At 64.7% G+C, this 24,219-nt stretch carries 30 protein-coding genes; 17 read left to right on the plus strand and 13 right to left on the minus strand.

Translation table 11 applies throughout. From position 1 onward, the window contains the following. Positions 1 to 40 precede the first annotated feature (40 nt). The 8 genes from APZ15_RS30820 to APZ15_RS30855 all read left to right on the plus strand — a co-directional run bounded on the left by APZ15_RS30820 (position 41) and on the right by APZ15_RS30855 (position 9,140). On the plus strand, positions 41 to 1,234 hold the full coding sequence (locus APZ15_RS30820) for an acyl-CoA dehydrogenase family protein (protein ID WP_027791766.1): 1,194 nt from the start codon (positions 41 to 43) through the stop codon (positions 1,232 to 1,234). 10 nt (positions 1,235 to 1,244) lie between these two features. After that, the gene (locus APZ15_RS30825; RefSeq protein ID WP_027791765.1) at positions 1,245 to 3,002 is read left to right on the plus strand and encodes an FAD-dependent oxidoreductase; all 1,758 of its coding nucleotides are present in this window, start codon (positions 1,245 to 1,247) and stop codon (positions 3,000 to 3,002) included. Then, entirely contained in the window at positions 3,002 to 3,520 is a 519-nt protein-coding gene (locus APZ15_RS30830; protein ID WP_021159417.1) for a flavin reductase family protein, read from the plus strand. The genes APZ15_RS30825 and APZ15_RS30830 overlap by 1 nt, the downstream gene beginning before the upstream one ends. 15 nt (positions 3,521 to 3,535) lie before the next feature. After that, positions 3,536 to 4,624, plus strand: a complete 1,089-nt coding sequence (locus APZ15_RS30835; protein WP_027791764.1) for a ferredoxin--NADP reductase — start codon at positions 3,536 to 3,538, stop codon at positions 4,622 to 4,624. 39 nt (positions 4,625 to 4,663) lie between these two features. Next, positions 4,664 to 6,250: a FadD3 family acyl-CoA ligase gene (locus tag APZ15_RS30840; RefSeq protein ID WP_027791763.1), complete on the plus strand. Its 1,587-nt coding sequence runs from the start codon at positions 4,664 to 4,666 to the stop codon at positions 6,248 to 6,250. Between the two features lie 32 nt (positions 6,251 to 6,282). Next, the gene (locus tag APZ15_RS30845; protein WP_027791762.1) at positions 6,283 to 7,056 is read left to right on the plus strand and encodes an SDR family NAD(P)-dependent oxidoreductase; all 774 of its coding nucleotides are present in this window, start codon (positions 6,283 to 6,285) and stop codon (positions 7,054 to 7,056) included. Positions 7,057 to 7,828: 772 nt separating this feature from the next. After that, positions 7,829 to 8,506, plus strand: a complete 678-nt coding sequence (locus tag APZ15_RS30850) for a hypothetical protein (RefSeq protein ID WP_027791761.1) — start codon at positions 7,829 to 7,831, stop codon at positions 8,504 to 8,506. Between the two features lie 397 nt (positions 8,507 to 8,903). Then, positions 8,904 to 9,140: a FitA-like ribbon-helix-helix domain-containing protein gene (locus APZ15_RS30855; RefSeq protein ID WP_021159426.1), complete on the plus strand. Its 237-nt coding sequence runs from the start codon at positions 8,904 to 8,906 to the stop codon at positions 9,138 to 9,140. A gap of 63 nt (positions 9,141 to 9,203) precedes the next feature. On the opposite strand, the gene APZ15_RS30860 is transcribed toward APZ15_RS30855, so the two are convergent. The 3 genes from APZ15_RS30860 to APZ15_RS30870 are packed head-to-tail and all read right to left on the minus strand — an operon-like array spanning position 9,204 to position 11,212. Then, positions 9,204 to 10,283 (minus strand): tyrosine-type recombinase/integrase, encoded by a 1,080-nt coding sequence (locus tag APZ15_RS30860; protein WP_027791760.1) that lies wholly within the window; start codon positions 10,281 to 10,283, stop codon positions 9,204 to 9,206. Further along, positions 10,283 to 10,474: an excisionase gene (locus APZ15_RS30865; protein WP_027791759.1), complete on the minus strand. Its 192-nt coding sequence runs from the start codon at positions 10,472 to 10,474 to the stop codon at positions 10,283 to 10,285. The genes APZ15_RS30860 and APZ15_RS30865 overlap by 1 nt, the downstream gene beginning before the upstream one ends. A gap of 42 nt (positions 10,475 to 10,516) precedes the next feature. After that, positions 10,517 to 11,212: a hypothetical protein gene (locus APZ15_RS30870; RefSeq protein WP_027791758.1), complete on the minus strand. Its 696-nt coding sequence runs from the start codon at positions 11,210 to 11,212 to the stop codon at positions 10,517 to 10,519. Between APZ15_RS30870 and APZ15_RS30875 the strand changes: the two genes are divergently transcribed. From APZ15_RS30875 to APZ15_RS41365, 3 genes are all read left to right on the plus strand, one after another. Then, positions 11,211 to 11,462 (plus strand): hypothetical protein, encoded by a 252-nt coding sequence (locus APZ15_RS30875; RefSeq protein WP_027791757.1) that lies wholly within the window; start codon positions 11,211 to 11,213, stop codon positions 11,460 to 11,462. The genes APZ15_RS30870 and APZ15_RS30875 overlap by 2 nt on opposite strands. Positions 11,463 to 11,825: 363 nt before the next feature. Beyond that, positions 11,826 to 12,023, plus strand: a complete 198-nt coding sequence (locus APZ15_RS30880; RefSeq protein ID WP_034196058.1) for a hypothetical protein — start codon at positions 11,826 to 11,828, stop codon at positions 12,021 to 12,023. 34 nt (positions 12,024 to 12,057) lie between these two features. Further along, the gene (locus tag APZ15_RS41365; RefSeq protein ID WP_138143374.1) at positions 12,058 to 12,300 is read left to right on the plus strand and encodes a hypothetical protein; all 243 of its coding nucleotides are present in this window, start codon (positions 12,058 to 12,060) and stop codon (positions 12,298 to 12,300) included. Here APZ15_RS41365 and APZ15_RS41370 read toward each other — a convergent pair. Genes APZ15_RS41370 through APZ15_RS30890 form a run of 3 tightly spaced genes read right to left on the minus strand, consistent with a single transcriptional unit; the run spans position 12,291 to position 14,033 of the window. Then, on the minus strand, positions 12,291 to 12,587 hold the full coding sequence (locus APZ15_RS41370) for a hypothetical protein (protein WP_138143375.1): 297 nt from the start codon (positions 12,585 to 12,587) through the stop codon (positions 12,291 to 12,293). The two genes, APZ15_RS41365 and APZ15_RS41370, sit on opposite strands and share 10 nt — an antisense overlap. Next, a complete protein-coding gene (locus tag APZ15_RS30885; protein ID WP_051363315.1) occupies positions 12,574 to 13,476 on the minus strand; it encodes a phage Gp37/Gp68 family protein in 903 nt (300 codons plus the stop codon). Before APZ15_RS30885 ends, APZ15_RS41370 begins: the two co-directional genes overlap by 14 nt. Continuing rightward, positions 13,473 to 14,033 carry a hypothetical protein gene (locus APZ15_RS30890; RefSeq protein WP_027791755.1) on the minus strand — a complete coding sequence of 187 codons (561 nt, stop codon included), beginning with the start codon at positions 14,031 to 14,033 and terminating at the stop codon, positions 13,473 to 13,475. Before APZ15_RS30890 ends, APZ15_RS30885 begins: the two co-directional genes overlap by 4 nt. Before the next feature lie 36 nt (positions 14,034 to 14,069). On the opposite strand from APZ15_RS30890, the gene APZ15_RS30895 reads away from it, so the two are divergent. Continuing rightward, entirely contained in the window at positions 14,070 to 14,279 is a 210-nt protein-coding gene (locus APZ15_RS30895; RefSeq protein WP_027791754.1) for a hypothetical protein, read from the plus strand. Between the two features lie 48 nt (positions 14,280 to 14,327). After that, the gene (locus APZ15_RS42755; protein ID WP_027791753.1) at positions 14,328 to 14,561 is read left to right on the plus strand and encodes a DUF6566 family protein; all 234 of its coding nucleotides are present in this window, start codon (positions 14,328 to 14,330) and stop codon (positions 14,559 to 14,561) included. A 42-nt stretch (positions 14,562 to 14,603) separates the two neighbouring features. On the opposite strand, the gene APZ15_RS30905 is transcribed toward APZ15_RS42755, so the two are convergent. The 4 genes from APZ15_RS30905 to APZ15_RS30920 are packed head-to-tail and all read right to left on the minus strand — an operon-like array spanning position 14,604 to position 16,401. Further along, positions 14,604 to 14,843: a hypothetical protein gene (locus APZ15_RS30905; RefSeq protein ID WP_027791752.1), complete on the minus strand. Its 240-nt coding sequence runs from the start codon at positions 14,841 to 14,843 to the stop codon at positions 14,604 to 14,606. Then, positions 14,840 to 15,112, minus strand: a complete 273-nt coding sequence (locus APZ15_RS30910; protein ID WP_027791751.1) for a hypothetical protein — start codon at positions 15,110 to 15,112, stop codon at positions 14,840 to 14,842. The genes APZ15_RS30905 and APZ15_RS30910 overlap by 4 nt, the downstream gene beginning before the upstream one ends. Continuing rightward, positions 15,102 to 15,773 (minus strand): hypothetical protein, encoded by a 672-nt coding sequence (locus tag APZ15_RS30915; RefSeq protein ID WP_027791750.1) that lies wholly within the window; start codon positions 15,771 to 15,773, stop codon positions 15,102 to 15,104. Before APZ15_RS30915 ends, APZ15_RS30910 begins: the two co-directional genes overlap by 11 nt. Before the next feature lie 25 nt (positions 15,774 to 15,798). Further along, positions 15,799 to 16,401 carry a hypothetical protein gene (locus tag APZ15_RS30920; RefSeq protein ID WP_138143376.1) on the minus strand — a complete coding sequence of 201 codons (603 nt, stop codon included), beginning with the start codon at positions 16,399 to 16,401 and terminating at the stop codon, positions 15,799 to 15,801. A gap of 406 nt (positions 16,402 to 16,807) precedes the next feature. Between APZ15_RS30920 and APZ15_RS30930 the strand changes: the two genes are divergently transcribed. After that, on the plus strand, positions 16,808 to 17,431 hold the full coding sequence (locus tag APZ15_RS30930; protein WP_027791747.1) for a hypothetical protein: 624 nt from the start codon (positions 16,808 to 16,810) through the stop codon (positions 17,429 to 17,431). A gap of 112 nt (positions 17,432 to 17,543) precedes the next feature. Here APZ15_RS30930 and APZ15_RS30935 read toward each other — a convergent pair whose 3' ends face one another. From APZ15_RS30935 to APZ15_RS30945, 3 genes are read right to left on the minus strand one after another with little or no spacing between them, the layout of a single operon-like run. Then, the gene (locus APZ15_RS30935; RefSeq protein WP_027791746.1) at positions 17,544 to 18,158 is read right to left on the minus strand and encodes a hypothetical protein; all 615 of its coding nucleotides are present in this window, start codon (positions 18,156 to 18,158) and stop codon (positions 17,544 to 17,546) included. Continuing rightward, on the minus strand, positions 18,155 to 19,927 hold the full coding sequence (locus tag APZ15_RS30940; protein ID WP_027791745.1) for an AAA family ATPase: 1,773 nt from the start codon (positions 19,925 to 19,927) through the stop codon (positions 18,155 to 18,157). Before APZ15_RS30940 ends, APZ15_RS30935 begins: the two co-directional genes overlap by 4 nt. Continuing rightward, positions 19,924 to 20,313, minus strand: coding sequence for a DNA translocase FtsK (locus tag APZ15_RS30945; protein WP_226153233.1), 390 nt, complete (start codon positions 20,311 to 20,313; stop codon positions 19,924 to 19,926). The genes APZ15_RS30940 and APZ15_RS30945 overlap by 4 nt, the downstream gene beginning before the upstream one ends. Here APZ15_RS30945 and APZ15_RS30950 point away from each other — a divergent pair. The 3 genes from APZ15_RS30950 (at position 20,284) to APZ15_RS42355 (ending at position 24,213) form a co-directional block, all read left to right on the plus strand. Continuing rightward, a complete protein-coding gene (locus APZ15_RS30950) occupies positions 20,284 to 21,273 on the plus strand; it encodes a baseplate J/gp47 family protein (protein ID WP_226153217.1) in 990 nt (329 codons plus the stop codon). The genes APZ15_RS30945 and APZ15_RS30950 overlap by 30 nt on opposite strands. Beyond that, complete coding sequence (locus tag APZ15_RS30955; protein WP_027791744.1) at positions 21,273 to 21,935, plus strand: DUF2612 domain-containing protein; 663 nt, start codon at positions 21,273 to 21,275, stop codon at positions 21,933 to 21,935. The genes APZ15_RS30950 and APZ15_RS30955 overlap by 1 nt, the downstream gene beginning before the upstream one ends. Before the next feature lie 61 nt (positions 21,936 to 21,996). Then, a complete protein-coding gene (locus tag APZ15_RS42355) occupies positions 21,997 to 24,213 on the plus strand; it encodes a hypothetical protein (protein ID WP_226153219.1) in 2,217 nt (738 codons plus the stop codon). The last annotated feature ends 6 nt before the right edge of the window (positions 24,214 to 24,219 follow it).

The following is a 24,219-nucleotide window of genomic DNA, read 5'->3' on the forward strand; positions in this document are numbered from 1 at the left end:
CGGGCGCCGCGGCGCAGCCCCCGTTCCACAGGAGACATTCGTGCATCGCGACAACGATTCGAACGCATTGGCCGCCACGCTGATCGCCCGGGCCGAGGCGCTGGCGCCGACGCTGGCCGGCCGCGCCGCGCAGGCGGAAGCGCAGGGCCGCATCCCGGCCGAGACGATCGCCGACATGCAGGCCGCCGGTTTCTTCAAGGTGCTGCAGCCGAAGCGCTACGGCGGCTACGAGCTCGATCCGCAGGCGTTCTTCGACATCCAGATGGCACTCGCGCGCGGCTGCATGTCGACCGCGTGGGTGTACGGCGTCGTCGGCGTGCACAACTGGCAGCTCGCGCTGTTCGACGAGCGTGCGCAGCAGGACGTGTGGGGCAACGACCCGGCGACGCTGATCGCGTCGACCTACATGCCGGTCGGCCGCGTCACGCCGGTCGACGGCGGCTTCCGCCTGTCGGGCCACTGGAAGTTCTCGAGCGGCAGCGAACTGTGCGAATGGGTGTTCCTCGGCGCGCTGGTGCCGCCGGCCGAGGCCGGCCAGCCGCCCGAATACCGCACCTTCCTGCTGCCGAAATCCGATTACCGGATCCAGCAGGACTGGGACGTGCTCGGCCTGCGCGCGACGGGCAGCCACGACATCGTCGTCGACGACGTGTTCGTGCCCGCGTACCGCACGCACAAGGCCATCGACGGAATGATGGGCACGAGCCCGGGCCTCGCCGTCAACGATGCGCCGCTGTTCAGGCTGCCGTTCGCGCAGATCTTCGTGCGCGCCGTGTGCACGTCGTGCATCGGCGCGCTGCAGGGCGCGCTCGACGATTTCACCGGTTATGCGGCCACGCGCGTGTCGGCCAACAGCGGCGCGAAGACGACCGACGATCCGGGTGCGCAGAACGCGTGCGCGAACGCGGCCGTCGCGATCGACGAGATGAAGGTGCTGCTCAAGCGCAATTTCGCGGAACTGATGGCGTCGGTGACGAGCGGGCCGGCCGTGTCGATCGAGCGCCGCGTGCATTTCCGCTACCAGTCCGCGCAGGTCGCCGAGCGCTGCGCGCAGGCGGCGAACGCGCTGCTGCGCTACGCGGGCGGCAACGGCATCTATCACCGCAATCCGCTGGTGCGCCGCTTCCTCGACCTGCATGCGGCCCGCGCGCATTACGCGAACAACGTCGACCGTTTCGGCCAGAACCTCGGCGCCGTGATGCTCGGCCGCGAGAACACCGACTTCTTCATCTGACGGAGACGCGATGAACGACCCGCAAGCACAGCAATACGTGTTCGACGTGGTGGTCGTCGGTTCGGGCGCGGGCGCGCTGCTCGCCGCGTGCCGCGCGGCCGACCGCGGCCTGTCCGTCGTCGTGATCGAGAAGACGGCGCTGTACGGCGGCACGTCGGCCGTGTCGGGCGGCGGGATCTGGGTGCCGTGCAACCACCACATCGCCGAATTGGGCGCGACCGATTCGCGCGAGGCCGCGCGCGGCTATATCGAAGCCTGCGTGGCCGGCGCGTCGACGCCCGAGAAGCTCGACGCGTATCTCGACCGCGCGCCGGAGATGCTGCGCTACCTCGAATCGAAGACCCCGGTGCGCTACCAGTCGCTGCCGAAGTACGCGGACTATTTCCAGAAGGTGCCGGGCGCGATGCCGGGTTATCGCGCGCTCGATCCGCTGCCGTTCGACGGCGGCCTGCTCGGCGACGAGCTCGACCGGCTGCGGCCGCCGTCGCCCGGCACGCTGATCGGCGGACGTGTGGCGGTGACGTCGAAGGAGGCGCACACGCTGTTCTCGCGCGGGCCCGGCTTCATGAAGCTCGCGATCGCACAGTTCGGCCGCTATTGGCTCGATATCGGGATGCGCCGCCGCACGCGGCGCGACCGGCGCCTGACGCTCGGCAATGCGCTGATCGGCGGGCTGCGCCGCGCGCTGCTCGAGCGCAACGTGCCCGTGTGGCTCGACACGCCGATGCGCGACCTGCTCGACGTGGACGGCCGCGTGACGGGCGTGCGCGCGCAGCGTTTCGGGCAGCCCGTGACGATCGCCGCGCGACGCGGCGTGATCCTCGGCGCGGGCGGTTTCGAGCGCAACCAGCCGATGCGCGAACGCTACCTGCCGCAGCCGACGCAGGCGCAGTGGAGCGCGACGCCGCCTGCCAACACCGGCGATGCGATCGCCGAAGGCCATCGGCTCGGCGGCGCGCTGGCGCTGATGGAACACGTGTGGGGCGCACCGACGGTCGGGGTCGCCGGCGAGGAGAAACAGCGCGCGTTGTTCGTCGAACGCAACCTGCCGGGCTGCGTGATCGTCAACGGCCTCGGCAAGCGCTTCGTCAACGAAGCCGCGCCGTATTCCGAATTCGTGCCGGCGATGTATCGCGACCATGCGCGCACCGGTGCGAGCGTGCCCGCATGGATGGTGTTCGACGCGCGGTTTCGCCGCAAGTATCCGTGCGGGCCGATCATGCCGGCGTCGATGATGCCCGATGCGCGGATCCCGGCAGCGTTTCGCGACGTACTCGTGAAGGCCGACACGATCGACGCGCTTGCGGCGCGCATCGGCGTCGACGCGGCCGGGCTGCACGACACGCTGCGCGACATGGCGCGCTACGCGGCGACCGGAATCGACGAGGCCTTCGGCAAGGGCGACAACGCGTTCGACACGTACTACGGCGATCCGCGGAACGAGCCGAACCCATGCCTCGGGCCGGTCGACCAGGCGCCGTTCTACGCGGTGCGGATCGACGCGGGCGACATCGGCACGAAGGGCGGGCTCGTCACCGACGCGCTGGCCCGCGTGCTGCGCGCCGACGGCGAGCCGATCGCCGGCCTTTACGCGATCGGCAACACCAGCGCGTCGATGATGGGCGCGAGCTACCCCGGCGCGGGCTCGACGCTCGGCCCGGCGATGACCTTCGGGTATATCGCCGCCGATCACCTGGCCGCGCACGCGGCCGACGCCGGCGGCCGGCCGGCCCGGCCATCCACGACTGAACTTGACGGAGTCCAATGATGAGCGATCTCACCCCCCATCCGCTGCGCACCGACATGCTGCTCGCGATGCGCCGCCTCGCGCGCTCCGTCACGGTCATCAGCAGCGCGCACGACGGCCGGCGCTACTCGATGTCCGCGACGGCGGTCGATTCGCTGTCGACCGATCCGCCTTCGCTGCTGATCTGCATCAACCGCACCGCGTCGCTGTATCCGCCGCTCGATGCGGGCGCCCCGTTCTGCGTGAACGTGCTGTCGGCCCGCCACGAAGGCATCGCGATCGACTGCAGCGGCCGGCTGAAGGGCGAAGCGCGCTTCACGACCGGCGACTGGCACACGTCGCCGCACGGCGTGCCCTATCTGCGCGATTCGCAGGCGAGCCTCGTTTGCGAGCAGGACGGCCGCTTCGAATACGGCACGCATACGGTGTTCATCGGGCGCATTCGCGAGGTGCTGATGTGCGGCGACGTCGATCCGCTCGTCTATCTCGACGGCGCCTACACGACGCCCGGCGCGCCGGTGGCCCGTGCGGCCGCGTGACGTGAGGAGCCGGCGATGAGCGATTCGCGCTTCCATCGGCTGACCGTTGCCGAAGTGATTGCCGAAAGCGACGACGCGTGCTCGTTCGTGTTCGACGTGCCGGCCGCGTTGCGCGACGCATTCGCGTACCGGCCCGGGCAGTTCCTGACGCTGAACGTGCCGTGCGCGGCCGCGGCCGTTGCGCGCTGCTATTCGCTGTCGAGCGCGCCCGGCATCGACGCCGCGCCGAAGATCACCGTCAAGCGCGTGCGCGACGGCCGGGCGTCGAACTGGCTGTGCGACCGCGTGCGGGCGGGCGACACGCTCGAGGTGCTGCCGCCGGCCGGCGTGTTCACGCCGCGCGCGCTCGACGGCGACCTGCTGCTGTTCGCGGGCGGCAGCGGCATCACGCCCGTGCTGTCGATCCTGAAATCGGCGCTCGTGCACGGGCGCGGGATGCTGACGCTGATCTACGCGAACCGCGACGAACGCTCGGTGATTTTCCGCGACGAACTTCAGCAGCTCGCGCAGCGCCATCCCGGGCGCGTGCGCGTGATCCACTGGCTCGACAGCGTGCAGGGCATTCCGCAGCAGCGTCATCTCGAGGAACTCGCGCGGCCGTTCAGCCGGCAGGAGACGTTCATCTGCGGGCCCGCGCTGTTCATGGAGAACGCGCTGGCCGCGATGCTCGGCCTCGGGCTGCCGCGTGCGCGCGTGTATGTCGAGCGGTTCGCGTCGTTGCCCGATGCGCCGGCGCAGGCCGCGGCAACGGCGACTACAGCGACTACAGCGACTACAGCGACTACAGCGACTACAGCGACTACAGCGACAACGTCGGCGCCCGGCGACGGTGCGGCGATCGAGACGGTGCTCGACGGCGACGCGTTCGCGTTCGACAGCGCGCCCGGCGAAACGCTGCTCGACGCGATGCTGCGCGCCGGCGTGCCGGCGCCGAATTCCTGCCGGATGGGGCAATGCGGCGCGTGCATGTGCCGGATCGAGCGCGGCGAGGTCGCGCTCGACAGCAACCACGTGCTCGACGACGACGAGATCGCGGCCGGCTGGACGCTCGCCTGTTGCGCACGGCCCGCGAGCGATGCACTGCGCGTCGTGTTTCCCGACTGAGCCGACGCGCGCCGGCGGCGCGCGCGGCCACCCTGATCTATGACGATGGACAACGAAATCCTGACCACGCCCGCGCTGATCGCACGGGCAGCCGCGCGCCACGGCGCGCATCCGGCGATCGAGTCGGAGCACGGCCGGCTGACCTACGCGGAACTCGACACGGCCCGCCTCGACGCGGCCCGCGCGCTGCTCGCGAGCGGCATCGAGGCCGGCGACCGCATCGCGGTGTGGGCGCCGAACCTGCCGCAATGGATCGTCGCGGCGCTGGCGATCCACACCGTCGGCGCGATCCTCGTGCCGGTCAACACACGGATGAAGGGGATGGAGGTGGGCGGCATCCTGCACGACGGCGGCGCGCGGCTGCTGTTCTGCTGCGGCACGTTCCTCGGCGAATCCTATCCGGCGATGCTCGCGCCGCACCGGCCCGCGACGCTCGAGCGCGTCGTCGTGTTCGATGGCGAACCGCCGCCCGGCGCGCACGACGAGACCTGGAACGCGTTCCTCGCGCGCGGCGCCGAAGTGCCGCTGGACGCGGTGCGCGAACGCGAGGCACTGGTGACGCCCGACACCGTGATGGACCTGATGTTCACGTCCGGCACGACGGGCCGCCCGAAGGGCGTGATGACCGCGCACGGCCAGAACCTGCGCGCCGCGCAGGCGTGGGCGGCGATCGCCGGCGTGCGTCCTGACGACCGCTACCTGATCGTCAATCCGTTCTTCCACACGTTCGGCTACAAGGCGGGCTGGCTCGCCGCGCTGTCGAGCGGCGCGACCGTGCTGCCGCATCTCGTGTTCCAGCCGGCCGACGTGCTGCGGCGCGTTGCCGACGACCGCATATCGGTGCTGCCCGGCCCGCCGACGCTGTACTACGCGCTGCTCGACGCGCCCGATCGCGCGACGCGCGACCTGTCGTCGCTGCGGATCGCGGTCACGGGCGCGGCGGCGATCGCCCCGAGCCTGATCGAACGGATGCGCGCCGAGCTCGGCTTCGAGACGGTGCTGACCGGCTACGGGCTGACCGAATCGTGCGGCTTCGCGACGCTGTGCCGTCAAGGCGACGATGCGCAGACGGTCGCCTGTACGTCCGGCCGGCCGATGCCGGATGTCGAATTGCGCATCGCGGGGCCGGGCGGCGCGCCGCTCGGGCCGGACGAGACCGGCGAGATCTGGGTGCGCGGCTACAACGTGATGCGCGGCTATTTCAACCAGCCGGACGCGACGCGCGAAACCGTCGATCCCGATGGCTGGCTGCATACGGGCGATCTCGGCTGCGTCGACGCGAACGGCAACCTGAAGATCACCGACCGCATCAAGGACATGTTCATCGTCGGCGGCTTCAACTGCTATCCGGCCGAGATCGAGCGACTGCTCGCCGCGCATCCGGCGATCGCACAGGTCGCGCTGGTCGGCGTGCCCGATACGCGGCTCGGCGAGGTCGGGCACGCGTATGTCGTGCTGCGGCCGGGCGCGCATGCCGACGCCGACGAACTGAACGACTGGGCGCGCCGCAACATGGCGAACTACAAGGTGCCGCGCTATTTCACGTTCGTCGTGCAACTGCCGACGAGTGCGGCCGGGAAGGTGCTGAAGTACCGCCTGCGAGCGGGGACCGAGGCGGCGGCCTGAGCGCCGCCGCCGTACACGAACGGGACGAACGCATGAACGACAACGGGTTTCCGCAGGGTGCGGTGCTGGTGTTCGGCGGCAGCGGCGGGATCGGGCAGGGTGTCGCGCTCGAATTCGCGCGGGCCGGTGTGCCGGTCGTGGTGGGCTACCGCAGCAAGGCCGACGTGGCCGAGCGGGTCGCGCGCGACATTCGCGGCGAGGGTGTCGCGGCCACCACGCACTGCGTGGACGTGACCGATCCCGCACAGGTCGACGCCGCGCTCGCGGCCGCGATCGGCGCGCATGGCCGCGTGCACACGGTGGTCTGGGCGGCCGGGCCGTTCGTGAAGCAGCGTCATATCGGCGACATGACGCACGACGACTGGCGCCGCGCGATCGACGTCGAGACGATCGGCTTCTTCGTGGCGGCGAAGGCCGCGCTGCCGCACTTCCGTGCGTCGGGCGGCGGATCGTTCGTGACGCTCGGGTCGGCCGGGCACGTGCGCTGGCCCGAGCGCGACGGGCTGTCGGTCGCACCGAAGGCAGCGAACGAGGCGCTGGTGAAAGGGTTGGCGCGCGAGGAAGGGCGCTACGACATTCGCGCGAATTCGATCCTGGTCGGCGTGATCGAGGCCGGGATGTTTCCGGTGCTGCTCGAACAGGGGCAGTTCGACCAGGCGTGGATCGACGAGACGCAGAAGATGCTCGCGCTCAAGCGCTGGGGGAAGGCGCACGATGTCGGGCGGGCGGCGGTGTTCCTGGCGTCGGATCGGGCTGGTTACATTACCGGGCAGCAGTTGAATGTTTCCGGTGGGTATGGGTTGTAGCGGCACGCCGAAGTGGCAAATTCATTCGGACAACCGTATCTGAACGGTCGGTAGTTTTGCGCGCGGATATCGCGCGCCATCCCTTCCGAAAATCATCGACGACGCGGGCCGATATACCGATCGGCTCGCGTATCGCATCTGTGCCGGGCTCGGACAGATGGATGCGCACGCATCGGTATTCACCCTGCCTCGTCACGCACGATCGCGCATCGGCATCGCGTGCGCCCGGCAAAAGGTCACACTTTTGCAACGCTTTTCCGACGTATTCCTCTGCACACGATTGATCGTCGTGGCGACGCGCGTGCGCTGACGGCCGTCCGGCCTCGATCCACAGGCGCTGCGCGATCGACGCGCAATTCCGCCAATCGCGCCTTTCGGCTCGGCGCGTCGGATACGGATACGTTCCTGAAACATTTCCCCACCATTGCGCCCCGCGTTGCCGCCCGTGCGACGCGGACACGCTTTTCCCGCTTCGATTTGCGCCGCATGGCACGTGCCTTGCGGTTGACCCGGTGCCGCCGGCGCAAACGAATTTCGCGAGAACGACGAACGCGTCGGCGGCATGCAACGACATCGAAACAAACGGGGAATCGGATCGGGCCGCGGGCGTCGCCTGTCGCGACGTACCTGCCGCGCATGTCGTATCGGTCATGCGCATGGGCAACGTGTTCCCGATCCGTCGAACAGCAAGCGTGCTTGCAAGGTGTCGTGCCGGGGTTCGCACCACGCATGGCGACGCAGGCCGCATGCGTTGGCGAGGCGCGCCCGGCACATGTCGGGGGAGGCGCCCGTGAAAACGACGGTGAACCAATGGGCATTCGTCGCGGTGGTGTTCGCCGCGAGTGCGCATGCGCAGGAAATCTACCTGCAGGGCGGCACGCAGGGCGTGGGCATCGGCGCGGCCGTGAGCTTCAATTCGATGCTCGGTGCGCATGCGGATTTCAATGCGATCGATCTTTCGCATGACTTCACGGTGGCCGGCAATCGCTACCAGGACGACCTGAAGCTGCGCCAGGGCGGCTTGTATGCGGACATCTTTCCGTGGCGAGGCAGCGGCTTCCGCGCGACGCTCGGGCTACGCTTCAACGACGACGAGCTTCGCGGCGTATCGGTGCCGACCAATGGCACTTACGTGTTCGGCGGCAAGCGTTATCCGGCGCGGCCGGGGATGTACGCGGTGGCCGAAGCGCGCTATCCGACCGTGATGCCGTACTTCGGGATCGGCTACGGGCACCGGCCGGCGTCGAAAGGGCTGGGATTCGTCGCCGACCTCGGCGTCGCGTACGGGATACCGAAATGCTCGTACACGCTGTCGCCGGAGCTGGCGGCCGCGGCCGGGCCCGTGAAGAGCCAGATCCTGGCTGCGAGCGGGCTGGATTCGCTGCGGCAGGTGATGTCGCGCTACCGGTGGTATCCGGTGTTGCAGATCGGGATTTCGTATCGGTTCTGAGCGGCGGGGCGTCGTTGCGTGTGCCGGGCGGGGAATGGCCGGCATCGCCGAAACGGGCGGGCCAACGGATGTTGGCGCGGGAGGGCCGACGACCCTCGCGAGCACCGCGCGCGGAGTCGGTGAATGCAGCCGTCCCGCATCGATCGGCGCGCGCCCGCGCAGGCCGTTCAGCCGTGAATAGCCGATCGGCCGTCTTTCCCGCCGTTCCGATCCGGCTTACCTTTTCAAACAGCAGTTCGACGTGTCGAGCGAGCGGCGCATGCCGAAAGGGTTCATGCGGCCCGTTGCCGTTCGCTGACGCCGATCACCGTCCTCCTTCCGTTGCTGGCGATGATAGCAATGATTGCAATTCCCGGTCATGGCGCTATCATTGATATCAATCTGGATGGAGGGAACCATGGCAAATCTACTGGTGCGTAACGTGGACGACAATATCGTTCAGAGCCTGCGCGAGCGGGCTGCGGCAAATGGCCGGAGTGCCGAGGCCGAACATCGGGCTATTCTGGCCGATGCGCTCGGCCGGCCGAAGCGAAAGACATTTGCGCAAGTGCTGATGAGCATGCCCGATGTCGGCGAAGACGCGGATTTTCAACGTATTCAGGATTCCGGCGAGGCCAGGCGTGTATTTGATTGAAACATTCGATCGGCCGGAAACCCTTGTCGCATAAGGGCGTGTTCAGAACCTGTTCAGAATTCGTTAAGAACCCACCTTCACCCGAATGGGCTCGATTCCTCGCGCATCCGCGTAGGTTTCGGCCGACGTATCCGACATGTGGCCGAGTAGCGCCTTCGTGTCGACGTTCCCCTGCTTGTCGTACAGTCGCTTCGAGAGGCTTCGAATCTCATGGAACGACGGTGCGTTCTCATCCGGAATCTTGGCCTTCTTGCGGGCCCGAGCGAACGCTGCCGAGATGACCCCCAGTCCGACCGGTGCGCCCGGCACGGTTCCGTTCTTTCTGGTCGTGTAGTGGATCAGGTACTGGCTAATGACGCCAGTTTTCTTGCATCGCGTGATCACGTCGGCCAGTGTCATGCCGATAGCATCCAGGCGTAGGCTCGTCGGAATTTCGACAACGACACCGGTCTTCTGCCGAGCGACGCGCGCATGTCCGTGCTTGACCCACGACCGCTCCCAGCGCGCGCAGGTCGATCGATCCTGGCCGGAGACGAGCGCGAGTAGCATCGCGTTTTCAAGCCAGCTCGCGACTGTTGGCGCGTGCGCGAGAATTTTCTCGAACGATTCCAGCGTCAGACGGCTGCGCTTCGTTTTGAACTTCACGCCTTCCGTCACGGCGGCCGGGTTGGAATCCATCCAGCCGAGCGACACGCCGCGGCGACAGATCGCCATGGCGCGCGCGCGCACAACTTTCGCCAAAGCGGATTTGCCGTCTGCGAGGATTGCTTCGATGATGTCCGCGAAGTGCTTCGTCGTTAGGTCGGCGCACTTGACCTTGCCGAGCTTCGCTTCGAGCCGGCCATCTGCCAGCTTCCGACTCTGGGCGGTGTTGTACTTCTCGGACACCGGCATCTTCTTGAGCAGCTCGCTGAATGTCGGCGAATCGCTCTCGACTCGTTCAGCAAGCGTCTTGGCTGACTTTCCGGTTGCGACGAGCATGTTCGCTTCGGTCGCCTCATAGATCGCCTGTGCGAGAGGCACGCGACCGAGAATGTGCGTCTTTTTCGTACGCGGGTCATACCAGGTGAAGTAGCCCGGGCGCGGTTCGTGAAGATGCTCGGGCCAGTTCGCGCGAGTGCGAACGCGAGGGCGTGCTGCCATTATGCAATCCTATGGACGAGACGAGGGCGGGCGCTGTCTTGATAAACGGCGTTCTGCTCGACGTAATACGCGTTCCCGACCTTGATCGGTGGTGGATAGATCTTGCCCTCCTTGATCCATCGTGAGGCCGTGCGCATCGCGGGCGCCGGGCTGAATTCTCGGGTGAGCCAATCGCTCAGGCGGATTTTCATGTTTGTCCCCGTTGAAAACGAGAGAGTTTTTGGAAGAGCGGCTCAGGCGACGCGCCTGAATTCGACAACCCAGACCCACGGGTTAACATCCCAGCCATGCCCGCGCGAGGCGTTCAGGCTGTCCCACAGGTCGTGAAACGCTCGGATGCTTGGCGGCCGGAAGGCGCCGGCGCTGTAACCGCGCATGTGCTGGTCGGCGATCGTCACGCCCTCGTCGCGCGCATCGGCCTCGCTGATGGTCTGGAGACGCTCGGCGCGCACGCTGGTGATCTCGAGCGTGATACGCGAGACCCAGCGCGGCATGTGAATGGATGGCGTCCAGCCGCGCGATTCCTTGGCGTCGAGCGCCTGGAACGTGTTGAGGTCGATGTCGACTTCGGCGCGGCCGTCGTCGGCCTGGTATGCGATGCCGGCATAGCGGCGTGTCGGTCGGCTGCCTCCGAACGTCTCGGTGCCAATGCGTCGCACCTCGTGCGTTTCGCGAACCCATAGACGGTCGCCGACGTCGCCATGCGGACAGACGTAGCAATCGCCGGTACGCGTGTGCCAGATCGCGGCCAGTTCTGGCGCTGGCGCCCCACTGACATACTTCACGGAGCCGCCGCCGGCCTTCGTCGGTTCCCACACACCGAGCGGGTTGTTGTGCGGCAGCTTTACTACGCGTCGCGTTTGGGTCTTGCGGCCTTCGAGGATGGCTCGTACCATCGGGCCAGAAAACAAGATGGGGTGTTCGATCATGGCGAATCCTTACGGCTGGGTTTTCTTGCGCCAGCACGGCGATATGTTTTTCAATTACGTGATCGGAGAGATGTCCTATCAGATACAGGTCACCCACGAATGCCTGGCTGACTCACTCGGATCGGACGGCTCGCGCGAGGGAGATGAAAATGCGATCGTTCAAAATATGGAAGGCATCCAGGCAATCGCGTTGAAGAAAATAGAAGCCGGGATGCGGTCGCCGATTCTGATCAGGGACGACGACTTCTGACGGGGAGGGAATTCACGATTGCGACAGTTCTCAATGCCGCTGGCTTGATTTTGATCACGGTGGGAGGCATCGGCTCGGCGTTGTGCGCGCCCGGACCGCACTACCATTCCGATGGATCGGCTTCCCTTCTACCCAGTGTCGATAAGGCGATGCGAATTGCTATTTACCGGCGACAACGCCTCATCAAGCCACTGCTCACGCTCGTCGGCGTTGGAGCATTCCTTCAACTGATCGCGTTGTTCACGAATTAAAGTTCGCGACTTTCTCCTGCGCGGGTGTCGAAGATTACACACACCACCTGGCCGATGAACAAAATAGGGCGTTCCGGCGTGCTAGGATTCCTTGGATACGGAAGAGGCGACCATGGGAACAGCCAAAGAACGCGAGCGGCTCGAGCACGAAATCGCACTGGCCGAGCGAGATGTGGAGCTGGCTGAAGCCGCGGTGAAGCGGTCGATGCGCGGTGATCGGCCGCCGAATGAGTCAGCCTTTACCTGCCTCGAAGTTGCGCGGGCGAAGCTCGACGCATTGAAAAGAGCGCTCGCCGATTGCAAGAGCTGAATAATCGTCCCGAATCTGGCGATCGGAGGAGACCGTGTCGAAACCAGCAATTTCTCGTGAGCAGTTCATCGTCGAGGTGAATCAACGCCTCCCGAATCATCACGCATACCAGGCCGGCTGGCGCGTTTTTCTCTTTCCCGAAGGGGCTGATCCGGGAGCGGTGACAGGTTGGAGCATCGAGCCACGATCTGCGATCGGTCACATCCGGCAGGTCACCGACCACGTGTTTTCAGTGTTCGCGATCGATCCGCCGTTTCCTCGCGATCCTCACGACTGAGCCGTTGGGAATTTGTCGTGCGCGGGAACGTCGAGCTCATGGCCGGTGGCATGTTTGTTTACGAAACGTCCATCGGCGGGATCGTGTTGGCGGTGATCCTCGTTTGAGATCGGGCCTCCTGCGTTCTTCCAGAATCCGTCGTTGCCCAACATGCGGCCATTATTCCAACGATGGTGATCGCTACCGCGTTTCGTGTTGTTCCACGAGCTCGGGTTTTTCCCCCGGCCGTCCGGCAATTGGTCGATGGGAATGCCGAGCTTGCGAGCTCGTTGTTTACGCGTTGGCATCGGGCACCTCTCTGATTCGCAGATCCCTGTCGAGCGATTCTAGATCGCCGCGTTTATCGCGCGTGCCGCCCATCTGCTTCATGAAAAACGGCACGCCGTAGGCTGAGCACTGATTGCGCAGCGCGAGAGCCCACTCGGGATGCATCGGCCGCGCGCCGGAGCCGCTCTCGCCACCGACTATGACCCAGGAAATGCCGCAATGCTCGTCGCACTTGATGTGTTGACCGCCGGCGCGTCGGCTGATGCCGTGCTTGCCCAGCTTTTCGCAGTAGTCGAGGTGGCGCGAGATGTCGGCAGGTCCGAGCAAAGGCTCCATCGATAGGAAGCGCACGCGCGCTGGCACCTCGAGCAGCTTTGGGATGTCGCGATCGGCCTCGGCCTGATTCACGATCGTCGCGCCGAGCCAGACGTTTGCTGGGGCGTTGCCCTCGAGCCAGCCTTCGATCCATGCATACAAGTCGTCGCGGCGATGGTTGAACGCATAGTCTGATGCTTCCTGCAGGAGCTTCATCCAGTTCCCGATGCGCTTCGTCAGCAGCAGCCAGTCGAGATTGGGCGTCTGGCGGACCAGGTCCAGCAGATCAACGCGCCATTCGACCGGCACCGAGTTGTCGAGCCAGTCGGACAGAGACGCGCAGAATACGCGCTGGCGCCGGCGGTGGATCGCGTGGAAGGTGCCGTCGCGGTTCCACCGCAGGGGCTTCCGCCAATTCTCCGGCGACGTGCGACGCCTCGGTGCTCCGGGCCCCCAGTTCAAGGCTGTGCCGCCGGCGAAGCGCGAGTTGCGCGACTCGGCGTAGCAGTGGTCGCAGCCCGCGCCGACCTTCTGGCAGCCTTCCCACGGATTGAACGTCGAGTCCGTCCATTCGATTTTGCTGTTCTCGCTCATGCCGCAAGCTCCTCGTCGGTGTCGTCCATGGATTGTTGAAAGATCCGGCCGGGCTCGCCGACGGGGATCGTCACGAGGCCGGCCGCAGTGAGAAACGGATTGCGCTTCATGGCGCTTCGGGCGGCGCGCGCTGCCGCCGATTTGATCGCTGCCGGGCACGGCACGTCCGGCGCATTTCCGACAGCCCAAACAGGGCGCCACTGCGCTCGACCGACGGGCGGAATCCAATCGACAATGTGCACCTCGGTGCGGTGTATCGTCAGCAGTTCGCTGACGCGTTGCTGCGAGACTCCGCAGCGCTTCACCAGCTCGCGAACTGACAGCTGTTCCGTTTTGAGAATGGCGCGCATGTGATTCCATGCCGGCGCCGCGACCGACTTGTGGTCGCGCGGCGGCCGCGAGATCTTCAGCACCGTCCGCGCATAGGTCTGCACCGACTTCCGTGGATGTCGCGGAAACGCCGCGTAGAGCGCTTTGGATGGGATGTGGGACGGATAGAGGCGGGCGAGCAGACGTATCTCGCCGGTCGTCCACGGGTTCCGTGTCGACGTCGACATGCTACGATTCCTCCGGTATTTTTCAGCGAGCACCAGATGAAGACTGTTTTCCTGATGCGTGGGTATGAGATGAATTGCACGCCACGCCCGACCGACGACGGCAAGTTCGCCGCGCAGGTCGAAGTGACGAAAGTTGGATTCAGCCGCGAGGCGGCCTTTCGGAAACTTGGCGAATTCGACACAGAAGCCGAAGCGGTCGCCTATGCGAAGCAGTTTTCCGAAGAGTGGCTGTCGCGGTACGCTTAAGTGCCGTGAGCACTCGAGCAAAAATCAATCAATTTCGCGGGGGGCGACATGCACAGAGGTATTGAGCACTTCATCGACGAGTTCGATGGCTATCAAATTGTCGTCGATTGTGAGCAGCCGGCGCTTGGTAGCTCTTGGGTTCTGAGCGTGCAGATCTACAGGAACGGAGAACCGGTGCTTCCGCGGCGGGACGATTCAGACAATTCATACGCCACTGCGCAAGAGGCAAAGCTAGCAGGTGTTGAGCTTGGGCGGAACATCATCCGCAATATCAACCGATAGTAGCTACCGGCTCCGTCACCGGCAGCACGTCGCCTGCGATCGTCACGCTCGCACCCATCCTTTCGACGTCGAACGGATCTTCCCGGTCTTGCGCACCGCCTGGAGACGCCGGTCAACGATGCGCCAACCAACGACGTCACCGAAGGTGGTCGGCCGGCATTCTTCGCGCGCGAGCCGCTCGCTTTCTTCACGCACTGCGCCAGTGTTGACGGCTGCGAATTTTTTCGGGGTGTCGTCGATCGACGCGAGGATCAACGCGTCGAGTTTCTGGAATTTGCTCATGATGAGGCTCCCGTGCGGGCATCGAGCCAAATGCGAAATTCGCAGCCGTCGCCTTTGTGGCATGACTCCCATGTGTGATTGCAGCATTCCGACATCTCGGCGCGCGGCTCCGGCTGGCCCGGATTCCGCGCGAGTGCGAACGCGACGAGTTCCACGGCAGCGCCATATGCCTCACCGTCGATGAAAGTCTTCCGGCTTTGTACCCAAGCGGCGACGATGTTCTTGGCTGCCGCCACCCGTTCGTCCGTCAGCAGGTTGTCATTCGGCATGGTTGGCTCCTTGGAGAAGGTCTTCGATGCGGCGCCCGAACTCGATATAGCCCCACGACTTCAGGAAGCCGTCATTGCCGCCCGGCATACTGTTCCAGACTTCGGTGATCTGCTCGTCTGACAGCCCGACCGGAGCGCCTGCCTGCACGGCGTTCTCGATCACTTCCAGAGCTTCTTCCCACGGACAGTTCGCGTTCGAGTGCTCGCCGATGTCCACGCCGAAATGCTTGGCAATGGCTGCGGCAAGCTTGTCGGCCGTTCCGTGGTATTCGTCGCGCTCGCGCAGCGTTTGGTCCCATAGTTCGTCATCGGTCGGGCGAGCGTCTGCGTGCGCGGGCTGCGGGGCAGCGTAGAGGGCCATCGTTGCCTGCCCTTGCTCGATCGGAGAGAACATCCAGTTTTTCCCCCATTCAGGTTTCCCGGTCTTCTTGTTCGGCACGCAGTACGCCACAGCTTCCGCCGCCATAGCGGGCTGCGGGGCGGCGCAATCGGGACACGGCTCGCCGCCTTCGTCCGGCGCATAGTAGGACGGTCCGCCGATCATTCCGCGGCCGCTGCATGTCCGGCAAGTCGTCCCTTCCGTCACCGTCTCGGTGGCAGATGCGGCGCGGGCGGCAGCGAGTTCTTCGATCACTGCGCTCGCGGCAGTGAAGTCGTTCATGCGGCCGGAATGGTCGCGCGCCCACTCAGGTACGCCGCTCGACCATTCGCCATGCGTACGCATGGTGCAGCCATTCGGCGTAGCGCGGAAACGCCGCCCGCTCGTCCGCTGGCGAGGGTGCGAGCTGACTGTAGGTAATCGTACCGTGCGGGTAGCTTCCCGAAAAACACGCGACTGATACCGTGCCCGAGTCGTTCGGCGCTGCTGCGGGCTGCTCGAGAGGGGATGCGGCGAGCAATGCGGTTCTGTAGGCGAGCCGCAGTTCATTGCGAGCGTCGACGCGTTCTTTCAGCGGGCCGTCTTGCAGGGATTCCTGATACCCGTCCAACAGGACGTCGAACTCGGTCAGGCGATACGTCAGCGCGTCAGCGCGGCCAACTTTCGAACTCGTCCCATTGCCGCCGGCTGCTCGCACGCCGACAATGCTTTCGGCGGTCGCGTTCTCCTTACTCGGCCGCTGATTTGCCGCCTCGCTCGCCTGTTTGGGAGCGGGGATCTTTCGTTGGCTAAGGTTTTCGGCCGGCATGCCGTTATCTGCTGAGGACAGTCCTCGTGCCTCGATTGCTGTTCCGTTTTCTTGCCCGCTCGCGTTCCGCGTGAGTGGGCTGTTTTCGTTCCCAGTCGTCATGAATATTCCTTCGGCCAATGATGGAGAGCTGTGGTGAGATTCTTGTACTTCGCCGTTCTGGCTATGATTTTTGCAATTGCCTATCCGATGTTCCGGATGTACACCAAAACGGAAAAGACTTGCATGGACGCAGCTGTGTATCTGCACGACACGGTGGGTAGTTCGGATCCCGCCGATAGGGCGCGCCAGGAGCAGATGCTAGGCGAGTGCGCTGCGAATGCGAAAGCCGGTGCGTCATATGGCGACGCGGTCGCCCGAGGTCTCAATCTTTCGAAGTAGATTGAAAAAAAGCTGGGCGCTATACAAGCCGCCCACAAGAAAAGCCGCGCATCCGAGGCACCGGAATTCGCGCGGCTTGGGTAAGGATGCGTGCTACGATTCGCACAAAAAACAAGCGAGGGGTGCGATGAAGAATTGGAAGACGGTTGTATCGGTGCTATCCGGGATCGCTGCAACGATCATGATTTCGGTGTTCGGCGCGACATCTGCTGGCACGCACGAGTACAGCCCTGAACTCATGGCTGCGTGGGTTCAGGCAACCGGAGCTATTGGTGCGATTCTCGCGTCTGGTTGGCTCGTCAAGTGGCAGTTTGACAAGCAACGCGCAATGCAAGTTGACGAGCAACGAGAGAAGGTCCGCACCCGAGGAATGCACCTCGTTCACATTGCCGAGGATGCAGAAGTTGCATGTACTAACCTCGTCTCAAGTTTCACGAGCGACGAGGATTTGCATGACTTTTTGCACCAGAACTACGATCCGAACCGACTTGAGGTCATCGGGGTCGCATTGCGCGAAATTCCGGTACTTGAGCTGCCGTCCTCGGAACTTGTGTTGCCTGTTGTGATGTTGAGGGCCGCTTGCGAGCGAGCGTCAATTGCCGCCCAACAATTATTGGAAATTTCGTTTGTTTATATCGGTCAGAGTACGCCGCAACGTGTAAATACAATCGAAGCGAAGGTAATCGTAGAGCAGTTGGGCTACATCAAGTACTCGAAAGGCCAAATTGCGTCCTATCTCTCGAAAATCTAGTACGAGATTGCGACAATAGGTCCGAACGCGAGCTGTCGGATCGAGCGCCATACTGAAAGCAGCGGCACTGTTGTTCGAGACTAGACGGTACGCTGGTCATGCGGGATCAGATCTAGCTGGGTTGCCACTGCGTGCCACGCACGATCCGGCCGACCGGTTCGAGCACAAGCACCTCGGACTCCTTTTCGCTGCGCACGAGCGCGCTGCCGCGGCGCTGGGCTTTCTCGAGCGACGTGTGACGTTTCGGCTTGCAATACCTGCCGACCGTCACGAACAGCGGCGCGCGTGCGCCGACCGGGCCGAGTGTCAGCTCGTCGATGCGCGCTTCGAGTGACGCAGCGTTCGCGCGCCAAGTTTCAGCTTTGGCTACCGCGGCGTTGCGCTCAGCGGTGAGGCGTTCGACTTCGGCTCGCAGCTCTGCGATGACGCGTGAGGTGGTGTCGGCTGCTACGGCCGACGGCGGCAGGCCCGCAACGGCCTCGGCCAGCGACAGAGCGACGACCGGCGGCGCGGCGTTGGCCGGCGGTATCGGCGCGGCGCTGCGCGCGAGCCAGTAGACGTATTCGTTGCCGCCGCCCGCGCGCTTTTCGCGCTCGACGACCGCCTCGCCGAGCATCCGGTTCAGCTCCTTCGTCACGTCGAGATGCGGGAGCCCGGTTCCGGTCGCCACGGCCTTCGCCGTGGCTTCCGACGTCGCGGCGAGATACTTCTCGATGTCCTCTCTCATGCTGCCTCCCGTATTGCATTCTGCGCAGCCGGCGCGACCTGACCGCCCTCAACCCAGAAAGCCTCGATGGCTTCAGGCAGCCCGCCGGGCGGCGCTTTCAGGCTCATGAACACGAGTGCCGTGTCGATCTGCTCGCTGTAGGCGAGATCGTCGAGCCAATAGAGCAGCCGGTCGCGCTCCGGGCCGACCAGGACATCGGCGCGATCGAGCACGAGCAGCTTCAGGCCCGAGAAGTGGCTGATTGCCGCGGCGATTTGCGCGTCAACGCGCCAGCGCTCCGATTCGGACAGCAGGGCGTAGGCGCGCCCCTCGGCGAAGATCTCCATCTCCGGCGTGATCGTCACGTCGGCCCATTCCCATTCGGACATCTCGGCGAGGTCCGTCAGGCGCTCGTTCATCGGCGTGAGTGCCTCTTTGAGCAGATCGGCCGGGATCCCGTTCGGCGCGAGTGCGTCGGCGATCGCCTCGTACGCGGCGACGTCTTCGTGCAGCACTGCAGCGTGCTTTGCCAGATCGGCAGCACCGGCGGCGCGCCGTTCGATTTCGCGAAGCGTCGCGATGTCGGTGTCGAGCTGCTTGCGGCGGCGCTGAAGGTCGGCCAGCTCCGAGCGCGCGGCGTCGCCGCTCTCGCGTGCGGCGGCCGCGCCGCTGTCCTCCGCGTCGTCTTCGAGCGCGCGCAGCTGCGTCGCGGCTGCGTCCGCCGCTTCGACGTCGCGCTTGCGGTTCGCGGCTGCGTTTTGCAGCGTCTTCAGGCCCTGCTCGTACTCGGGCAGCTTCGCTGCCGCGTCAGCATCGCGTGCACCGGCCGCGGCCGCCGCCGACAGAACGCCGTTGAGGTAGCGCAGAAGCGCGCCGCACTCGGGGCACGAACATTCGGTGCCGGCCGGTGCCGCGCCGGCGCGCACACGAAGCGCTTCGACCTTGGGCAGGAATTCGGTGACCTGTTCGTCGGCGAGCTGCGCGAGCTCGACCGCCTTCGCGTAACCGGCGGCGCGCGTGCGCAGATCAGCGATTTTCGACGCACGCGCACGTGCCGCAGTGTCCGCCGCGTCGGCAGCGCCGATCTGCTGCTGCAGCTCACCGATCCGATCGTCGAGCGTCGCCCGGTCGCCCGTGAGCTTCCGCAATGCTGCCTCGTCGAACTCGACCGGTGCCGGGCGCCAGGTCGCTCCCTTCTGGCTGCCGTACGTCTCGCCGGTCGCGTTGCGCCACGACTGCTTCGCGCCGCGCGCGCGGTCGGCCGCTTCCTTCTGCGCCGCTTCGAAGCCGGCGCGCAACATCGGCGTGATGGCCGCGAGCCGCGCGGCGGCCGGTGCCGGTACCGCGTCGGTGCGAAACCCGAGCTTGTCGAGCAGCCGGGCGCGCATTTCGTCGACGCCGATCTTCACGCCCATCAGGTCGTACAGGAACGTCCGGCGCTCAGCCGCGCCGAGGTGCGCGAACCGCTGCGCGTCGAGCACCAGCGGAAGGCGAGGATCCTCGGCGAGCTCGCGCTTGAGCTTCCCGGACGGCAGCGTGACGCTGTTCGCCTGCTCGCCGCACGCGACCACGATCTGGCCACCGTCCGCCCCCTCGGTGACGAGCGAGCCGTATTCCTTCTTCAGCGCGACGCGCACGGTGTCGCCGGTGAGCGCCATGCGCACCGCTTCCTGCAGGCTGCTCTTGCCGGCACCGTTCGGGCCGGTGAAGAGGGCGACGGGCTTCGCGAGCCGGATATCCGCGGTGCGGATGCCGAGCACGTTCGCCACGTAGATGTCGGTGATTTTCACGCTGCTTCTCCTTGCGTTCCGCGCGGCCGCAGCACCGAGCGGCCGCCGTCCGAATCCATCGCACTGACGACGCCCTTGGCTTCGAGCAGCTCGATCAGCCGCGCGGCGCGGTTGTAGCCGATCTTGAACTGGCGCTGCACGCTCGAAATCGTCACCTTCTGCTGCTCGATCACGAACGCTTCGACTTGGGCGTACAGCGGATCCTCGTTGCCGGATGCGGCTTGTTCCTCGTGCCACTCCTTCCAGCCCTTCACCCATGCGATGCACAGCTCGCCGGCCATCACAGGGCATTCGCTTTCCGGCTTGCCTTCGGCGGCTGCCTGCCTGCCGGCCTGATGCTGTTCGTCGATCTGCGCTTGCGTCGGGCCGTCGCCGAGCTTCGCCATCTTCACGTTGTGCTCGACGCGCTGTCGAGCAACGTCAAGATCAACGGCATCGCGCGGAAGGTCGCGTCGTACTCGAGCGCGGACCTGGTGCTGATCGGCCAGGCTGGCAAGACGATCACGAACGGCGCGGCGAAGGATACCAACGGCGTGCAGTGGATGCTGCCGGCGACGGTGACGATCCCGCCGAGCGGCACCATCACCGTCACGGCGACGTGCGCGACGATCGGCGACGTATCCGCGCGCGCAGGCACGATCAACCAGATCGCGACGCCAGCGCTCGGCTGGCAGTCGGTGACGAACCCGGCGGATGCTGCCGAGGGCGCCCCAGTCGAAAAGGACCCGGTGCTGCGGCAGCGGCAGACGGTGTCGACCGCGCTGCCATCGCTCACGGTTCTCGACGGCATCGTCGGTGCAGTGGCGAACGTGCCCGGCGTCACGCGGTACGTCGCCTACGAAAACGACACCAGCGCGACCGACGCCAACGGCATCCCGTCGCACTCGATTTCGCTCGTCGTCGAGGGTGGCGACGCGACGGCGATCGCGAATGCGATCGCGGCGAAGAAGACGCCAGGCGCTGGCACGTTCGGCACGACGTCGATCGTCGTCGCGGACATCTATGGCCGGCCGATCACGATCAGCTTCTTCCGACCGACAGGCGCACCGATCGGGGCGACCGTGACGATCAGGGCGCTCGGCGGATATACGACGCAGGCGGGTCAGCAGATACAGCAGGCGGTGTCGGACTACATCAACGGCGTGCAGATCGGCGGCGGCCTGTCCGGGAGCGTCGAATGGGGTGACGCCCTGACCGCGGCGAACAGCGTCGGCGGCGGGGTGACGTTCAAGCTGTCTGGGCTGACGCTCACTGGGCCGCGTGGCGCCGGCACGCCGGATGTCGCGCTGCTGTTCAACGAAGCGGCGTCGTGCACGCCGGCGAACGTGACGCTGGTGGTGACCTGATGGCTGACCTGACCGAATACACCGCGCTGATCACGTCAGAGCACAGCGACAAGCCGCGGTTCATGGCGACCGTCGAAGCGCTCGTACAGCCGCTCGTAGACCAGATGGGCGTGCTGCAGAGCATGCCCGGCAGGTTCGACCTCGATAACGCGGTAGGCGTCCAGCTGGACGACGTCGGGCTCTGGGTTGGAGTGTCGCGGAAGATCCGTACACCGCTGACAGGCGTTTATTTCTCGTTCGACATCGCAGGCCTCGGCTTCGACCAGGGCACCTGGAAGGGACCGTTCGATCCAGATTCGGGGCTGACCGTACTGGACGACGACACGTACCGGCTGGTCATCCGCGCGAAGATCGGCGCGAACCACTGGGATGGGACGCTCGAGCAGAGCGCGGCGATCCTGAACAGCATCTTCGACGCGGACACGCACGTGTTCATCGAGGACCACCAGGACATGTCGATGACGATCGGCATTGCCGGGAAGGTCCCGCCGGCGACGTTCCTCGCGCTGCTTTCCGGCGGATACATCCCCCTGAAACCCGAAGGAGTTCGGGTCAACTACACGGTCGTCACGACCGTCGACGGATCACCCCTGTTCGGATTCGACATGAGCAATCAGCTTGTGGCCGGGTTCGACGTCGGAGCCTGGAGCAGGCCCGTTTAACCGCCAATCGCATTGTCTGCAAGCCACCTTCGGGTGGCTTTTTTTTATGCTCGGAGCATTGATGGCAACGAACGACTTTCTCGTGTTCGGTGGGGGCAGCTCCCCGAACGTTATCGACCAGGCGACGTACGCGGCGCTGGCGGCCCGTCTGTCGGGATTTCAGTCCGGCACCGCGCTGTCGGCGCAGCTCAACAAGGTGTGGCGCCAGAGCTCGATCATGGCGGCGGTACTCGCGCAGTTCACCGCCAACTTTTCTGGCCAGAACTCGGTCGACGACGGCACGATTGCGACGCTCCTGGCGAACTTGCAAGCAGCGATCAACGCGGCTGGGATCACGGCTCCGCAGTTCGACAACACCGCGAAACTTGCGACTACTGCATTTGTTCAGCGGGCCGGCGGGAATTTTCAAACTCGAAAGTACGTCGTAGGGTCCGGCACCCTTGCGGCTTCCGACACGGGATCGTGGATACAGGCTGGTGGAAGCGGGCCATCCACAATCACGTTGCCTGCGCCGACGACTATCAATCTCACGTACACGATCACAAACGTCACAAATAACAGCACGTCGGTCACCATCGCGACGCCCTCGGCGAACATCTACAACCAAGCGATGGGAGCATCGACGTTTTTAATTGACGTCGGAGCGACGGTTGAACTCGTTTCCGATGGATCGAACTGGACCATCGTCAGCCACTATACGCGCAGCCCCATTGCGCAAACACCGGCGCAGTACGACAACAGCTCGCGCATTGCTACGACAGCGTTCGTGAAGCAATCCGGCGCGGCGTTTTCGGGTATTCAAGGTATCAATGCCACGGCATCGTTGAACGGCGGCCACGTCGGAGCATTCATTTGGGCATACGGCGCAGGTATAACTTTGACGTTGCCGCCTGTCGCTGGCGTTCCCAATGGGGCAACAATCACCATTGGCACTCCGGTCGGCATGACCGTTAAGGGGAACGGAACCGAGAACATCAACAGCCAGGTCGGAGGCTTGTCGAACACGTTCGCTCTGAACGCGGGCGAGCAAGCTCAGTTCGTCAGCAATACTGGCGCGTGGTACCTGTCAAGCTACACGACGGTTCTCGGAACGACGTCGCCGCAGTTCGATAATTCGAACAAGCTTGCGACGACCGCGTTTGTTCAGCAGGCCCTCGGTAATTATCGGTCTGCGAGAGGATATGTCGGCAACGCTACCCTAAGTGCCATTGACATCGGGGCGATGATTACTTGGGACGGCAACGGCACGTTGACTTTGCCGGATGCCACCGCCTTTCCTGGCGGATCCGTAATCCGTGTGTTCAAGTACGCAGGGCCGATTGCTTCCGTTCTTGCGGCGAACAAAACCGGGCAAATGAACGTGCCTACTAGCGGGGCCGACACTTACACATTCGCTGTTGGTGTGTACGGCTTCTTCGAGCTGATTAACGAAAGCAGCATGAAGTGGGACGTAGCTGGGGAGTTGTTCAACCAGTTTGGAACGACTGCTGCTGCTGGAGACAACAGCACGAGGCTTGCGACTACGGCTTTCGTGCAGCGAGCAAGTGGCGCCGTTGTCGGCTCGATGCGCAACGCCGCAATGGGCGTCCCTGTGGCAAGCACATCGGCGACGTTCACCGCCGATGAGGTTGTCGTCGAAACAGCGCTCGGTGGCGTGGCCTACAAGCTCGCGAACTTCAACGAGGCGATCAACCTCGCGACGACGGGGATGGATACCGGATCGGCCCCTGTGTCGGGATATGTCGGTCTATATGCAGGTTACAACCCGTCCACTGGCGCTCGCAAATTGTTCGCAAGCAATGCCACCTCAACCGTCCTTGGAAGCGTATATGGCGGCTCCAATGCACCGGCTGGTATCGCAGCAACGGCGCTCGTCAGCGTTTGGCCGACGAACGGGAACGGGCAGTTCGTCCCTGGCCTGCAGCTCGATCGTGAAGTCGGGATAGGGAATAACACTGTCCTCTCAACATCGACGGCTCAGGCATCGTTGACGTCTTTTTCGGCGGCAGCTGCGCTGCCCCCCAATGCACGATTTTGCCGAGGGGACTATACGATCTCGTCGTCATCGGCAGGTGCGGGAACAAATGGTGTCGTATGTGGAAGCTCTATTGAAGTCGGTCGTGTGGCCATTGGCACGACGAGTCCAACAGCAAGTGGCTCCTTGACAACCTCATTTCCGAAGATCCCGATTGTGACTCCTCAAACGCTTTTCTATCGCGCGGGCGTGTCCGCCGGGACATTGAACTTCGTGGTCAATATCTGCGCATACTCATTCTGAGGAACA

Source organism: Burkholderia cepacia ATCC 25416 (assembly GCF_001411495.1).
In the GTDB taxonomy this organism is placed as follows: Bacteria; Pseudomonadota; Gammaproteobacteria; order Burkholderiales; family Burkholderiaceae; genus Burkholderia; species Burkholderia cepacia.

Coding starts and splice junctions, on each gene's coding strand:
- APZ15_RS30885 (WP_051363315.1), bottom strand. CDS start 13,476: ATGAGCGAGAACAGCAAAATCGAATGGACGGACTCGACGTTCAATCCG.
- APZ15_RS30850 (WP_027791761.1), top strand. CDS start 7,829: ATGTCGGGGGAGGCGCCCGTGAAAACGACGGTGAACCAATGGGCATTC.
- APZ15_RS30920 (WP_138143376.1), bottom strand. CDS start 16,401: ATGACGACTGGGAACGAAAACAGCCCACTCACGCGGAACGCGAGCGGG.
- APZ15_RS30930 (WP_027791747.1), top strand. CDS start 16,808: ATGAAGAATTGGAAGACGGTTGTATCGGTGCTATCCGGGATCGCTGCA.
- APZ15_RS30945 (WP_226153233.1), bottom strand. CDS start 20,313: ATGGCGAAGCTCGGCGACGGCCCGACGCAAGCGCAGATCGACGAACAG.
- APZ15_RS30890 (WP_027791755.1), bottom strand. CDS start 14,033: ATGTCGACGTCGACACGGAACCCGTGGACGACCGGCGAGATACGTCTG.
- APZ15_RS30955 (WP_027791744.1), top strand. CDS start 21,273: ATGGCTGACCTGACCGAATACACCGCGCTGATCACGTCAGAGCACAGC.
- APZ15_RS42755 (WP_027791753.1), top strand. CDS start 14,328: ATGCACAGAGGTATTGAGCACTTCATCGACGAGTTCGATGGCTATCAA.
- APZ15_RS30880 (WP_034196058.1), top strand. CDS start 11,826: ATGGGAACAGCCAAAGAACGCGAGCGGCTCGAGCACGAAATCGCACTG.
- APZ15_RS30935 (WP_027791746.1), bottom strand. CDS start 18,158: ATGAGAGAGGACATCGAGAAGTATCTCGCCGCGACGTCGGAAGCCACG.
- APZ15_RS30855 (WP_021159426.1), top strand. CDS start 8,904: ATGGCAAATCTACTGGTGCGTAACGTGGACGACAATATCGTTCAGAGC.
- APZ15_RS30845 (WP_027791762.1), top strand. CDS start 6,283: ATGAACGACAACGGGTTTCCGCAGGGTGCGGTGCTGGTGTTCGGCGGC.
- APZ15_RS30895 (WP_027791754.1), top strand. CDS start 14,070: ATGAAGACTGTTTTCCTGATGCGTGGGTATGAGATGAATTGCACGCCA.
- APZ15_RS30910 (WP_027791751.1), bottom strand. CDS start 15,112: ATGCCGAATGACAACCTGCTGACGGACGAACGGGTGGCGGCAGCCAAG.
- APZ15_RS30835 (WP_027791764.1), top strand. CDS start 3,536: ATGAGCGATTCGCGCTTCCATCGGCTGACCGTTGCCGAAGTGATTGCC.
- APZ15_RS30905 (WP_027791752.1), bottom strand. CDS start 14,843: ATGAGCAAATTCCAGAAACTCGACGCGTTGATCCTCGCGTCGATCGAC.
- APZ15_RS30825 (WP_027791765.1), top strand. CDS start 1,245: ATGAACGACCCGCAAGCACAGCAATACGTGTTCGACGTGGTGGTCGTC.
- APZ15_RS30870 (WP_027791758.1), bottom strand. CDS start 11,212: ATGATCGAACACCCCATCTTGTTTTCTGGCCCGATGGTACGAGCCATC.
- APZ15_RS30865 (WP_027791759.1), bottom strand. CDS start 10,474: ATGAAAATCCGCCTGAGCGATTGGCTCACCCGAGAATTCAGCCCGGCG.
- APZ15_RS30915 (WP_027791750.1), bottom strand. CDS start 15,773: ATGAACGACTTCACTGCCGCGAGCGCAGTGATCGAAGAACTCGCTGCC.
- APZ15_RS30830 (WP_021159417.1), top strand. CDS start 3,002: ATGAGCGATCTCACCCCCCATCCGCTGCGCACCGACATGCTGCTCGCG.
- APZ15_RS30860 (WP_027791760.1), bottom strand. CDS start 10,283: ATGGCAGCACGCCCTCGCGTTCGCACTCGCGCGAACTGGCCCGAGCAT.
- APZ15_RS42355 (WP_226153219.1), top strand. CDS start 21,997: ATGGCAACGAACGACTTTCTCGTGTTCGGTGGGGGCAGCTCCCCGAAC.
- APZ15_RS30875 (WP_027791757.1), top strand. CDS start 11,211: ATGGCGAATCCTTACGGCTGGGTTTTCTTGCGCCAGCACGGCGATATG.
- APZ15_RS30840 (WP_027791763.1), top strand. CDS start 4,664: ATGACGATGGACAACGAAATCCTGACCACGCCCGCGCTGATCGCACGG.
- APZ15_RS41370 (WP_138143375.1), bottom strand. CDS start 12,587: ATGCCAACGCGTAAACAACGAGCTCGCAAGCTCGGCATTCCCATCGAC.